This is a genomic window from Anoxybacter fermentans (assembly GCF_003991135.1).
GTDB lineage: Bacteria > Bacillota > Halanaerobiia > DY22613 > DY22613 > Anoxybacter > Anoxybacter fermentans.
In genome coordinates this window covers 1581827-1594418 of sequence record NZ_CP016379.1, presented here as the reverse complement: position 1 = coordinate 1594418, position 12592 = coordinate 1581827, and the positions used below count along the sequence as shown (strand labels likewise).

The 12592-nt window shown below is 35.4% G+C and carries 13 protein-coding genes and 1 pseudogene; 12 read left to right on the top strand and 2 right to left on the bottom strand.

Annotated features, from left to right (window positions below):
- Positions 1-3 precede the first annotated feature (3 nt).
- Complete coding sequence (locus BBF96_RS07260; protein ID WP_127016524.1) at positions 4-813, top strand: aminotransferase class IV; 810 nt, start codon at positions 4-6, stop codon at positions 811-813.
- A 405-nt stretch (positions 814-1218) separates the two neighbouring features.
- Here BBF96_RS07260 and BBF96_RS07255 read toward each other — a convergent pair whose 3' ends face one another.
- Positions 1219-1440, bottom strand: coding sequence for an alpha/beta-type small acid-soluble spore protein (locus BBF96_RS07255; protein ID WP_127016523.1), 222 nt, complete (start codon positions 1438-1440; stop codon positions 1219-1221).
- Positions 1441-1841: 401 nt separating this feature from the next.
- On the opposite strand from BBF96_RS07255, the gene BBF96_RS07250 reads away from it, so the two are divergent.
- The 7 genes from BBF96_RS07250 (at position 1842) to holA (ending at position 7088) form a co-directional block, all read left to right on the top strand.
- Entirely contained in the window at positions 1842-2213 is a 372-nt protein-coding gene (locus tag BBF96_RS07250; protein ID WP_164730944.1) for an ArsR/SmtB family transcription factor, read from the top strand.
- 6 nt (positions 2214-2219) lie between these two features.
- Positions 2220-3167, top strand: coding sequence for a permease (locus BBF96_RS07245; protein ID WP_127016521.1), 948 nt, complete (start codon positions 2220-2222; stop codon positions 3165-3167).
- A 221-nt stretch (positions 3168-3388) separates the two neighbouring features.
- A complete protein-coding gene (locus BBF96_RS07240) occupies positions 3389-3628 on the top strand; it encodes a thioredoxin family protein (protein WP_127016520.1) in 240 nt (79 codons plus the stop codon).
- 140 nt (positions 3629-3768) lie between these two features.
- On the top strand, positions 3769-4158 hold the full coding sequence (locus tag BBF96_RS07235) for an ArsR/SmtB family transcription factor (RefSeq protein ID WP_127016519.1): 390 nt from the start codon (positions 3769-3771) through the stop codon (positions 4156-4158).
- Positions 4155-5231, top strand: a complete 1077-nt coding sequence (gene arsB, locus BBF96_RS07230) for an ACR3 family arsenite efflux transporter (RefSeq protein ID WP_127016518.1) — start codon at positions 4155-4157, stop codon at positions 5229-5231. Before BBF96_RS07235 ends, arsB begins: the two co-directional genes overlap by 4 nt.
- A 12-nt stretch (positions 5232-5243) precedes the next feature.
- On the top strand, positions 5244-5960 hold the full coding sequence (locus tag BBF96_RS07225) for a metallophosphoesterase family protein (protein ID WP_127016517.1): 717 nt from the start codon (positions 5244-5246) through the stop codon (positions 5958-5960).
- Positions 5961-6065: 105 nt separating this feature from the next.
- Positions 6066-7088, top strand: coding sequence for a DNA polymerase III subunit delta (holA, locus tag BBF96_RS07220; RefSeq protein WP_127016516.1), 1023 nt, complete (start codon positions 6066-6068; stop codon positions 7086-7088).
- A gap of 299 nt (positions 7089-7387) precedes the next feature.
- Here holA and rpsT read toward each other — a convergent pair whose 3' ends face one another.
- Entirely contained in the window at positions 7388-7660 is a 273-nt protein-coding gene (gene rpsT / locus BBF96_RS07215; RefSeq protein ID WP_127016515.1) for a 30S ribosomal protein S20, read from the bottom strand.
- A gap of 255 nt (positions 7661-7915) precedes the next feature.
- Here rpsT and BBF96_RS07210 point away from each other — a divergent pair, with 255 nt between their 5' ends.
- The 4 genes and pseudogenes from BBF96_RS07210 to lepA all read left to right on the top strand — a co-directional run bounded on the left by BBF96_RS07210 (position 7916) and on the right by lepA (position 12488).
- Positions 7916-8251 (top strand): phage holin family protein, encoded by a 336-nt coding sequence (locus BBF96_RS07210; RefSeq protein ID WP_127016514.1) that lies wholly within the window; start codon positions 7916-7918, stop codon positions 8249-8251.
- Positions 8252-8273: 22 nt separating this feature from the next.
- Positions 8274-9251, top strand: a complete 978-nt coding sequence (gpr, locus tag BBF96_RS07205) for a GPR endopeptidase (protein ID WP_127016513.1) — start codon at positions 8274-8276, stop codon at positions 9249-9251.
- Between the two features lie 87 nt (positions 9252-9338).
- Positions 9339-10610, top strand: coding sequence for a stage II sporulation protein P (gene spoIIP, locus BBF96_RS07200; RefSeq protein ID WP_127016512.1), 1272 nt, complete (start codon positions 9339-9341; stop codon positions 10608-10610).
- Between the two features lie 66 nt (positions 10611-10676).
- Positions 10677-12488: pseudogene (gene lepA, locus BBF96_RS07195) on the top strand (translation elongation factor 4).
- The last annotated feature ends 104 nt before the right edge of the window (positions 12489-12592 follow it).

The following is a 12592-nucleotide window of genomic DNA, read 5'->3' as shown; positions in this document are numbered from 1 at the left end:
ATTATGTATATATCCATTAACGGAAAATTGATAGAATCTCATAAAGCTTGTGTTCCTCCTACAGGTGAAGGCTTTATGTATGGTTATGGCCTTTTTGAAACCATAAAGGTGTATAATGGAAAAATATATTTTTTCAAAGAACATATGGAAAGATTAAAAAGAGGCTGTGAGATTTTAAATTTGGAACTTAAAATACCATTAAATATTATAGAAGAATATTGTTATAAACTTATAAGAAAAAATAATTTGAACGATGGAGGAATAAGAGTAGCCTATTCTAAAAACAAAGATAAATATTGTTTATTAATAACAACAAGGGGAAATATTTATAAAGAGGAAATCTATAAAAAAGGTTTTAAACTCTGTTTTGCAGATATAAAGAGAAATCCTGAATCGCCTTTAGTAAGGATTAAGTCAAATAATTATATAGAAAATATATTATCTCTGGAAAAAGCTAGAAAAAAGGGGTTTGATGAAGCTGTTTTTGAAAACGTATATGGGAAGATTTGTGAAGGTACCATATCGAATATTTTTTTTATAAAAGATAATGTAGTATATACGCCTTCAGTTAGTTGCGGTATTTTGCCTGGTATTATTAGAAATAAGGTTATGAATATTGTTAAAAAGCTAAATTTAAAACTTAAAACAGGACAATACCATAAAGATGATTTGTTCAATGCAGATGAAATTTTTATAACGAATTCCCTTTTAGATGTTATGCCAGTAAATCAACTTGAATATAAGAAATTTAATCTAAAAAGAAATTTTATTACAAGACTTTTAATGGAAGAATTAAAAAAATTATACAGGTGAATGGATACTAAAATGGCTTATCAGGTGAGGAAATTAAAATTAAATTTTAATGTATGATTAAACTACAAAAAGCTAATTTTGAGCGCTATTGAAATTTTTCGTTAAACCATCTTAGTGAGATTGAAGAGAATGGCCTCATATGAGGATGTGATGAACTAATTAAGGGCCAAGATGACCCATTGATTAGTGTGCCTTATTTCGATTGAAATCGGACTTTAGATGGTTCGAAAAATTTCTTTTTGAAGCAAAAAATTAGCTTTTTGCAGCAAAATCATGTATTAAAAATGGTCAAATTTATTATAATAAAGACTGGTAATAAAAAATTTTTATTAAAGGTTTGATTAGCTCTATGCAACTAAAATAAAAAGAGCGGATATAAAACCCGCTCTTTTTAAAGAGTTTTAATTACTGGTTAGTACTTCCAGCTAATCTGCTTTCGTAAGCTTCAACCATTTTACGAACCATATGGCCCCCAATAGCACCGGTATCACGGGTAGTCATTTCACCCCAGTAACCGCTTTGGGGAACTTGAATACCCAATTCCTGAGCTACTTCATATTTGAATTGTTCCATAGCTTTTGCAGCTAATGGGTTAACAAGAGTGTTAGTTCTTTGACCACCTGCCAATTAATTTCACCTCCCTTTGTCGTGATGTTCTTATTATGTGCTGAAAGATTAATCTGTATTCTGACAATCTTGACTAGTATAGAAAATAGACTGGTAAGTTGGGAAATGTAATGAAAAAATAAATTAAATTAGAGTACTCAATCTATCCATTAGGGATTTAATGGGCGGATAAATAGATGGGTAGAAAAATCTTATGGCCAGGTAATGGGTATTCCGCTACTACAGCTTATTTTAACAGAAGTCATGTTTTTAGTTTATAAAATCATAAGAAGGGCCAAACAGCGTTACCCCAATGACTAACATAATTGTTAGTCTTTTTTTATGTTTGATTTTTAAAATAAATAAGTATATAATTATATAAGAAAACACTTATTTAATAGATTTGCGAGGTGAGAGCCAGAATGAAGCTTTCTGATATTGTAGAATTTGCCAAATGTTTTTCTAATGAATCCCGGTTAAAGTTAATTAAATTGCTAGCTGAGAGGGAATTATGTGTCTGCGAATTAGAAGAAGTAACTGGTCAGACTCAATCTAATATATCTCAACATTTACGGATACTCTTTAATGCAGACCTGGTAGAAAAGAGACGGGAAGGTCAGTTAATTTACTATAGTTTAAATAAGGTGAAGTTTGAAGAGAAAATAAAAGAATTAGAAGAATTAATCAGTTTACCATTAGAAAGGATGGCTGACTTTAAAGAAGAATGGCTGCGTTTTCAGAATCTTAGAAAAAATGAGAGAATTAAAAAATGTAAAGCTTGTCAAAGGAGGTAGTTTGAGTTGATTCAATGGTTTTCTGATTTTGTGGTGTATAAATTTTTAAAGATTGCAGAAGATAGTCGTTTGGGGAAAGCATTAGATTTCTTTATTTATGATTCATTAAAGCTTATTATATTACTTTCGGTTATGATATTTGTTATTTCATTTATAAGAAGTTACTTTCCACCAGAAAGAGCCAGAGAACTTCTCAGTGGTAAAAAACTTTTCGTGGGTAATTTTCTGGCGGCTGTTTTGGGTGTAATTTCACCTTTCTGTTCCTGTTCTACCGTACCGATTTTTATCGGCTTTGTGGAAGCGGGAATACCGTTGGGAGTGACTTTTTCATTTTTGATAACTTCACCTATTGTTAATGAAATTGCCCTTGTGATGCTTTTTACTCTTTTTGGCTGGAAGATTGCCGGGCTATATTTGATCAGCGGAATGGTAATTGGGATTGTAGGTGGAATTATTATCGGTAATCTGAATCTAGAAAAAGAAGTAGAGGAATATGTTTATCAGATTCAAATGGGAGAAACCCATGTTGAACAGATGACCCGGCAGGAGAGACTTGAGTTTGCTAAAGATGCGGTTGTTGATATTATAAAGCGAATCTGGATTTTTATTCTTATTGGGATTGGAATTGGCGCTGTTATTCACGGTTATGCTCCTGCTGACCTTTTGAGTCGATATGCAGGTGAAAATAATTCTTTTGCTGTCTTTGTTGCAGTTGCTCTTGGGATTCCACTTTATTCTAATGCAGTTGGGACTATTCCCGTAATCCAGGCGTTAATTGGAAAAGGTGTGGCTGTTGGGACAGCATTGAGTTTTATGATGGCTGTGGTTGCTCTATCATTACCTGAAATGATAATTTTGCGAAAAGTAATTAAACCTAAATTGATTGGTATTTTTGTGGGAATTGTTGGTGTTTCAATTATTTTTGTGGGTTATTTGTTTAATATTATTTTATGACTTTACTGCAAAAAAGCTAATTTTTCGCTTTATAAAGAAATTTTTCGAACCATCTAAAGTTCGATTTCAGTGACTTGATTAGCTCATCACATCCTCATATGAGGCCTTATTTCTCCTTTCATTTCGCTAAGATGATTTAACGAAAAATTTCTCTGATGCTCAAAATTAGCTTTTTGCAGTTTAATCTATACATAATGTTTATGTTGAAAGGAGGTGGAAAAATGCTTGAAATTAAGATTCTTGGTTCAGGTTGTGCAAATTGTATAAAATTAGCCAACTTAACCAAAGAAGCAGTAGATGAGCTGGGTTTGGAGGCCAATATTGAGAAAGTTACAGATATGCAGGATATTCTCTCATATGGAGTTATGCGTACTCCAGGTCTGGTGGTCAATGGAGAGGTGAAAGCCTCTGGTCGAGTTCCTAAAAAGGAAGAGATTAAAGAAATTTTACAATCAGTCTAAAAGGTGGATGCAGATCCACCTTTCTTAAATGTCTGGAAGGGTATTTTATTTTGTTAAAATCTGGTAAAACATATTGACAGTGAGATTATATTTGTATATACTTATATTAGTAATTACGAATATGTAGAAAGGAGGAGCAAATGCATAAACTAATTCAATTTTTAAAATGTATTTCTGATGAAACAAGATTTAAGATTTTAAAACTTTTATTAGACCAGCAACTTTGTGTCTGTGAATTAACAGAGATTCTGGGCAAGTCCCAGCCCTGTATTTCTCAGCATTTACGTCGTTTTAAAGACCTGGATTTGGTAGTAGAGGAGCGGCGAGAGCAATGGTCTTATTATAAGATCAACTATCCTGTTTACAGCTCTTATTTGGATATTTTGAATAATTTGCAAAATCAAAGTTATTCTGCTCTTGGGATGGATGAAATCGAGACTAATCTATATCAGATTAAGTCAATGGATTTATGTAGAATGCTGGATAATAATAAAAAAATAAAAAGAGTTAAGAAAGGAGGAAAAATATGAGCAAACAAACTTTAACAAAAAAGCAGAAGGAAGTTAAAGGAAAAAGATTGGGTTTTTTTGAACGCTACTTAACCATCTGGGTTGCTATCTGTATCATTATTGGTGTACTTATAGGTCAGCTCATTCCAGCAATTCCACGCTTTCTAAGCAAGATGGAATATGCACAGGTTTCAATTCCGGTGGCTATATTGATCTGGTTTATGATTTATCCCATGATGGTTAAAATCGATTTTGACAGTATTGTTGCAGTAGGTCGCAAACCTAAAGGTCTAATTATTACTCTGGTAGTGAATTGGCTGATTAAACCTTTCACCATGTTTTTCTTTGCCTGGCTTTTTATCAAAATCTTTTTTGGTGGATTGATTCCCGCAGATTTAGGAAAAGAATATATTGCAGGAGCAATTCTTTTGGGTGCTGCTCCATGTACTGCTATGGTCTTTGTCTGGAGCTACTTAACCGATGGAGATCCCGGTTATACTCTGGTTCAGGTGTCAATTAATGATTTAATTTTATTAGTTGCTTATGCCCCAATTGTCATGTTCCTTTTGGGAGTATCTGATATCAGTGTTCCATATGATACTATTTTCTTATCTGTAATTTTATTTATTGTCATTCCACTGGCAGCTGGATATTTTTCCCGTAAATATTTAATCCGGACAAAAGGTCTGGATTGGTTTGAAAACGTCTATCTAAAAAAATTAGGTAACTTTACTATCATTGGTTTGCTCTTAACACTGATTATTCTCTTCTCTTTCCAGGGTGATGTAATTCTAAATAATCCGTTGCATATTATATTAATCGCAATTCCTTTGATCATCCAAACTTTTTTCATTTTTATCATCGGTTATGGTTGGGCCAAACTCTGGAAAGTTGAACATTCTATTGCTGCTCCGGCGAGTATGATTGGTGCCAGTAATTTTTTTGAATTGGCTGTTGCGACCGCAATCAGTCTTTTTGGACTAAGCTCAGGTGCAGCATTGGCTACTGTTGTGGGGGTGCTGGTAGAAGTACCTCTTATGTTAACTCTGGTAAGGATAGCCAACAGTACTCGTCATTGGTTTACTAAAGCTTAAAGGAGGGTTATAATGAGATTAGCAGTAATTGCGGATATTCATGCTAATATTTATGCTTTAGAAGAGGTGCTAAAAGATATTGAAACTCAGAAGGTTGATAAAATTATTTGTGTTGGTGACCTGGTAGGATATGCAACATTTCCTAATGAAGTAATCAACCTGATCCGTAAAAAGGAGATTTTAACTATTCAAGGTAACTATGATGAGAGTGTGGCAGAAGATCTTTTGGCTTGCGGCTGTGATTATAAGGATCCTAAAGATTTAGAACGAGCTGGAATGTCTTTAGTCTGGAGTCAGGAAAACGTTACTCCTGAAAATAAAGAATGGCTTAAGAATTTACCAAAAGAGTACCGGATGAAGATAGAGGGTAAAGATGTTTATATAGTTCATGGAAGTCCACGTAAAAATAATGAATATCTTTATGCAGATAATGAAGCCATTTTTGAGATTCTGGATCAATATTCCTTTGATATCCTGATCTGTGGCCATACCCACAAACCTTACTTTAAAGTAGTAGATAATCGTTGTATTGTTAATGCTGGCAGTGTTGGAAAATCCAAGCATGGAAATCCCAGGGCCACTTATGTTATTCTTGATATTACCCGGGATAGTATTGATTATATTAGTCGTGAAGTGGAGTACAATTTTGAAAAGACCGCTTCTGCTATTGAAAAAGAGCCCGGTATGCCCAGCGAATTTGCTGATTTATTCCGCAAAGGTATTGGGTAAAAGCATAAACTCCTGCGGAGAAGTTCCTTTCCGCGGGAGTTATATTTATTTACGCAGGAATTTTGTTATATATAGCGAACTAATCTTTAGAAGGATGTGATATAGATGGAGTGGACTGAAAGAATACTAAAAGCAAAGTTGGAAGATTTGAAGCCAGTTTATCTTTTGTTCGGGAATGAACCCTATCTAATAGATGAGTTTGTCAGTAAGTTTATTAAACGGTTTGTAGACCCTGGAATGAAAGATTTTATGTTAAGCTATATAAATGAGGAGAACGAAGAGGATTTTGACAATAAGTTATATGAGGTCTGTCATACTGTAAGTATGCTCTCTCCATACAGGATTGTAGTGGCCCGTTGCAAGGAACGTCTGATACATAAAAAAGATGAGAGAATATTGACTAAACTTTTCAAAGATTTTCCAAAAAATACAATTCTTTTGCTAATCTCAAAAAATAAGCCGGATGGACGTCTCAGTTTTGTTAAACTGATTAAGGAGATTGGAGAATGGATTGAGTTTGAACCATTAAAGTATCAGAATCTTGATATGTGGATTGAGCAGCAATTTGCAAAAGAAGGAAAAAAGGTTGCCAAAAATGGAATAAATTTTTTAGAAGAACATTTTCATAACAATCTGCAGCGACTTAAATCAGAGATTGAAAAGGTTGTTATTTATGTTGGAGATAAAGAGTTCGTTACATTGGATGATATTAAAGCTGTAATTAGTAAAGATGCTATTTTAAAGGAAAATATTATCTTTGATCTGGTAGATGCAGTAGGAAATCGGCAGATTAAGAAAGCTTTGCTGATTTTGGAGGATATGGAGCGGGAAGGAGAATCATTATTTATGATTCTTAAAATGTTTATCCGTCAGCTCCATTTGATTATGTTTTCTAAGGAGATGTCTGAGAAGGGATTTCCACCTGAAGATACTGCTAAACGGTTGGGCCAGCATCCGTATCCGATTAAAAAGTGCTATAAGCAGGCCCGAAACTTTACCATGACTGAACTGGAACTGGCTTTAGAGCGGATGCTTCAGGCTAATTATGATATTGTGACCGGGAAGTATCCTGAAAAGATGGCTTTACAGTTGGCATTGATTGATATGAAGAATTTGAAATCAAATTAGATGATTTTACTGTAAAAAGCTAATTTTTCGCTTCGTAAAGAAATTTTTCGAACCATCTAATGTTCGATTTCAGTGACTTGATTAGCTCATTATATCCTGTGATGAGACTATTCTTTTCAATCTTAATAAGATGGTTTAAAGAAAAATTTCAATAGCGCTTAAAATTAGCTTTTTGCAGTTTTTTATAAATTATCTATACCAAATATTATTTATAATCTGCACAAAGTATAATTTCCTGAACATAAAAAAGCTGAACTCAGATGAGTTCAGCTTTTTTTACATATAAGCCATGTCTATAATTAAGCATTGGCAGCCAGCTGATTGAACATTCTTGCTAATCTAGATTTCTTCCGTGCAGCATTGTTTTTATGAATGATACCCTTCTTTACAGATTTATCAATAGTGCTTTGGGCTTTAACCAGCTCAACTTTAGCTTTCTCAAGATCACCTTCAGCTACTGCTCTTTCAAAACGCTTGATAGCAGTACGAAGAGCAGATTTATTTGCACGATTCCGCAAAGTTCTCTTTTTAGTGATCTTTACTCTCTTTTTTGCAGATTTAATGATAGGCATTCTTCAAGTCACCTCCTTCAACAGAATCATCAGGCAAAAACTTTATGATAATATGTATGATTTTTTTCATAACATTTAAATTGTAACACGGGTAGTTTAAAAATGCAAGGGATTTCTCAAAAAATGCTCTTATACTGTTAGTTATTTTATCCCAGATTGGGTAAAATAAATCGGTACTTTTAAAAAGTTTTTTGAATAGTTATTAAATTCAAAGGTAAAGCTATAAATGAAAAAATTTAAGGAGGTGATTTAGTTATGGCAGGTTGGATAGGAGCGATTATACGATTTATTGTTTCAGCACTAGTTCTTTTAGCGGTAGGTTTCTTTATTCCGGGTTTTGAAATTGTAGGTTTTACAAATGCATTGTTGGGAGCTATTGTAATTGCAGTAATTGGTTATATTATTGAAGGATTGTTGGGGGAAAAAGTTTCTCCTCAGAGTCGTGGGTTGATTGGATTTATAACTTCTACTATTGTAATTTGGTTAGCCCAATTTATAGTACCCGGCATGCGGGTTACTTTGATTGGGGCATTATTGGCAGCATTGGTAATTGGTATTGTTGACGCTTTTGTTCCGACAGAACTTCGTTAAAGAGGAAGGGGAATTTAATTTAATGCAAAATTTAGGTATCTACACTGATCTGGCAGTAGAAGCCCAAGAGATGGCGATTCAGCGGACAGGTGGTGAGATTGAAGGGGTTTCAGTTACAGAAGAACGGAAAGAGTATTCTATGGTTACACGAATTAAGGTATTGAATGAAAGTGCTGCCCAAAAAATTGGAAAACCTGTAGGTGAGTATGTGACTATAGAATCTCAAGGGCTTTCTACTAATAATCGGGAGATTCATAACTCTTTAAGCGGTGTCATTGCCGGGGAGTTGGAGCGGTTAATTAATTTTGATAGATTAAGAGAGGACTCAACAATTTTTGTAGTTGGCCTTGGAAATTGGAATGCCACTCCTGATGCATTAGGGCCAAGAGTAATACATTATTTAATGATTACCCGCCATCTCTATAAAGAAGTACCTCCTGAATTAAGAAAAGGGCTACGCTCTGTTTGTGCTCTTTCTCCAGGGGTTATGGGTCTTACCGGTGTCCAGACAGCAGAGATTATAAAAGGTGTAGTAGAGCGGGTAAAACCTGAGGTAATCATCGCCATTGATGCCCTGGCGGCAAGAAGTGTAAGCCGTCTGGGTACAACTATTCAGATAAGTAATGCCGGAATTCATCCTGGTTCAGGGTTGGGCAAAAAACGAGCAGGGATTACTCAAAAAAGCATGGGTGTTCCGGTTATTGCAATGGGAATCCCAACAGTAGTTCATGCGACTACCATTGCCAATGATGCTATAGATAAACTTTTCTCTAGTTCCAAATTTGCAGGGGCAGAAAGGGAAAGATATAACCGTCTGGATCCAAAATATAAAAATCAGATTATCAATGAAGTTCTTCAACCTTTCTTTGGAAATCTGGTGGTGACTCCTAAAGGAATCGATGAATTAATTCAGGATATGTCCAGATGCATTGCAGGAGGAATTAATGTTGCATTGCATCCGGATATTACTTTAGAAAATCTTTCTTTATATCTTGCCTGACTAAAAAGCCCAATGCAGCACTGATGGAATAATCACTACCTGCCTCTCATATATTTTTATGAAGGGGATAAAGGTGGTGATTATTTCATGTTAAGAGAAAAAAAATTTCAGATCATACTTATTTTATATATTATAGTTTTTTTTCTTATAGTGGGACTGATAATTCATAAATTTATATCATACCCAGAACAGTTAACCTCACTTGTGGTGCAGTTTAATCTGGAAGTATCTGAGAAAGTAGCACCTGAGAAATTGGTTCATCAGATTTATAAATGGATGCAGCTTGATAGTGAGCGCTCCAGATCTATAATTGCGGAGGGAATCCCAGCCCTAGATGGTAAGATAAAAAAACGGGGATTTATGGAACTTTTAGTAGAACCGAAAAACCTTATAAATTATTTTGTTTATTGGACAGTGGGAATTGATTTTAAAAGACCTTTAACCTATCTGACTTCAAGTATCCCCAGTTTGAAATCCCATAAAAATATCAGAACAGTAGCAGCTTTGAAGAAAAAAGAAAAAGTTCCTGCCGCTTTGGCCCGTGAAAAAAAAGTAATCAGGAGTGAAAAGGGAACAATTTATCTTGATATCCCAGAAGAAGAGATGCTTCATGTAACCAAAACTGCTGAACCGCGGGTTCTAAAAGATAAGATTATAAATACTTCAAAAAGGGCCATAAAACGCAAACCACGTGTACTTATTTATCATACCCATACTTCTGAAACCTATATCGATGATTCTCATCCTCAGGATAATCTCTGGCATACTCTGTTACCACATCTGGGTAATATTGTAATAGTGGGAGATGCATTAACAGAGGGTTTAAAGAAACTGGGGGTTGAAGTATATCACGATACTACCAGTTATGATGGAGAAGTATTTGCCAATGCATATAACAATGCCCGTAAGGGGATTCAAAAATTATTAAGGGAGCAGTCGTTTGATATTGTTCTTGATCTGCATCGTGATGGGAAAAATAATGCTCTAGATATAATCCGTGATGATTATATCATAAAGATCAAAGGGAAAAAAGCTGCGCGAGTATTGCTTATTGTCACACAGGGGAAGCTGGATTATTTATCCAAAGAAGAGCAAAGAGAAGCACACCCACATTGGGAAACCAATTTTAAGTTTTGTACAGCTCTGGCAGCTAAGATGCAGGAAATGTACCCTGGACTTTTAAGAAGGGTAGAAAATAGGGAAAACAAAAGGTATAATCAAGATTTACATCCTCATGCTCTATTGATCGAAGTTGGATATCAGGGAAATACAACAGCTGAAGCTGTATATACAGGGCAATTGCTGGCTGAAATAATTGCTGAGCTTTTAAAGGAAGAGCCGATCTTTCTTCTTGATTAACAGAAAGAGGAATGTTATAATTTTAGAAGAATGTCTAGATTCGGCTTTTTAAAGGAGGAACATACAATGAAAAAACAGGTCAGCCAGAAAATCAGAAACTTTTGTATTATTGCCCATATTGACCACGGTAAATCTACCCTTGCTGACCGTTTGTTAGAATATACAGGTGCTATCTCCGAGCGGGAGTTAAAAGAACAAATTTTAGACAGTATGGATATTGAACGGGAACGGGGTATTACCATTAAAGCCCAGGCTGTACGTTTAAAATATAAAGCTAAAGATGGTGAAGAATATATCCTGAACTTAATTGATACACCTGGGCATGTGGATTTTTCTTATGAGGTATCGCGGAGTCTGGCTGCATGCGAAGGGGCTCTTTTGGTAATTGATGCTGCTCAGGGAGTTGAGGCGCAGACTCTGGCTAATGTCTATCTGGCATTAGAGAACGATCTGGAGATTATTCCTGTCATCAATAAAATTGACTTACCCAATGCACGGCCTGACTATGTCAAATTAGAATTAGCAGATATGGGGATTGATCCTGATGAGGCGATTCTCTGTAGTGCCAAAACAGGAGAGGGAGTTATAGATGTTTTAGAAGCAGTGGTCCAGAGAGTCCCTACTCCTTCCGGTAAAGAGGACGAGCCCTTAAAAGCTCTTGTCTTTGACTCCATGTATGATCCCTATCTTGGAGTTGTGGCTTATATTCGAGTTGTGGATGGAATTATAAAGCCGGGAATGAAAATTAAGCTAATGGCTTCGGACAAGACCTATGAAGTGGATAATGTAGGTGTTTTCACTCCTGCAATGACTCCCGTTGAACAACTCTCAGCGGGTGAAGTTGGTTATGTAACTGCCGGTATTAAAGATGTAAAGAATTGTCGTGTAGGTGATACTATTACCGATGCCAAAAATCCTGCTTCAAAACCGCTTCCGGGTTATCAGCAGGTAAAACCTATGGTATTTGCAGGTCTTTATCCTGTTGATAGCAGTGATTATGAAGAATTGCGGGAGGCAATCGAGAAATTACAGTTAAATGATGCTTCTTTTGTTTATGAACCGGAGACCTCAGAAGCTTTAGGATTCGGTTTCCGCTGTGGTTTTTTAGGTTTACTTCATATGGAAGTTATTCAAGAACGCTTAGAAAGAGAATATGGTCTGGATCTGGTTATGACAGCACCTTCTGTTGTCTATCGGGTCCATTTAAAAAATGGTGAGGTACAGGAGATTGGTAATCCGGCACTATTCCCGGATCGGGGCCAAATTGAAAAGATTGAAGAACCATATGTTCAGGCTACTATTATTCTTCCTGAGAGTTATGTAGGATAGGGTATGGAGCTTTGTCAAAAACGTCGGGGAACTTTTAAGGATATGCAGTATATTGATACTGATCGGGTTAAACTGGTCTATGATATTCCATTAAGTGAGATTATTATTGATTTCTTTGACCAACTTAAATCCCGAACCAGGGGTTATGCAACCCTTGACTATGAATTGAAAGGTTATCAGGAAAGTAAACTGGTGAAACTGGATGTATTGATCAATGGTAAGCCGGTAGATGCTTTATCCGTTATTGTCCATGAAGATGATGCTTATCATAGAGGACAGCAGTTATGTCGGAAACTTAAGGAATATATTCCAAGACAGCTATTTGAGGTACCTATTCAAGCTGCTATTGGAACTAAAGTAATTGCCCGGGTGAATATAAAGGCAAAACGAAAAAATGTACTGGCCAAGTGTTATGGTGGTGATGTAACCCGAAAGAAAAAACTATTAGAGAAGCAAAAGGCTGGTAAAAAGCGGATGAAGGCTGTGGGTAATGTAGAAATTCCACAGGAAGCTTTTATGGCAGTACTGAAGATTAATGATGATGAATGATAAATGAAAAAACTCTCTCACCAAATTTGGTGGGAGGGTTTTTTATTACTTTTTTGATACTATGATTAAACTGCAAAAAGTTAATTTTGAGCGCAATAGAAATT

Bases quoted from the DNA above. Each gene is read 5' to 3' on its own strand.
- BBF96_RS07260 (WP_127016524.1), top strand. From the start codon at position 4: ATGTATATATCCATTAACGGAAAATTGATAGAATCTCATAAAGCTTGT.
- BBF96_RS07250 (WP_164730944.1), top strand. From the start codon at position 1,842: ATGAAGCTTTCTGATATTGTAGAATTTGCCAAATGTTTTTCTAATGAA.
- BBF96_RS07240 (WP_127016520.1), top strand. From the start codon at position 3,389: ATGCTTGAAATTAAGATTCTTGGTTCAGGTTGTGCAAATTGTATAAAA.
- BBF96_RS07235 (WP_127016519.1), top strand. From the start codon at position 3,769: ATGCATAAACTAATTCAATTTTTAAAATGTATTTCTGATGAAACAAGA.
- arsB (WP_127016518.1), top strand. From the start codon at position 4,155: ATGAGCAAACAAACTTTAACAAAAAAGCAGAAGGAAGTTAAAGGAAAA.
- BBF96_RS07225 (WP_127016517.1), top strand. From the start codon at position 5,244: ATGAGATTAGCAGTAATTGCGGATATTCATGCTAATATTTATGCTTTA.
- holA (WP_127016516.1), top strand. From the start codon at position 6,066: ATGGAGTGGACTGAAAGAATACTAAAAGCAAAGTTGGAAGATTTGAAG.
- rpsT (WP_127016515.1), bottom strand. From the start codon at position 7,660: ATGCCTATCATTAAATCTGCAAAAAAGAGAGTAAAGATCACTAAAAAG.
- BBF96_RS07210 (WP_127016514.1), top strand. From the start codon at position 7,916: ATGGCAGGTTGGATAGGAGCGATTATACGATTTATTGTTTCAGCACTA.
- gpr (WP_127016513.1), top strand. From the start codon at position 8,274: ATGCAAAATTTAGGTATCTACACTGATCTGGCAGTAGAAGCCCAAGAG.
- spoIIP (WP_127016512.1), top strand. From the start codon at position 9,339: ATGTTAAGAGAAAAAAAATTTCAGATCATACTTATTTTATATATTATA.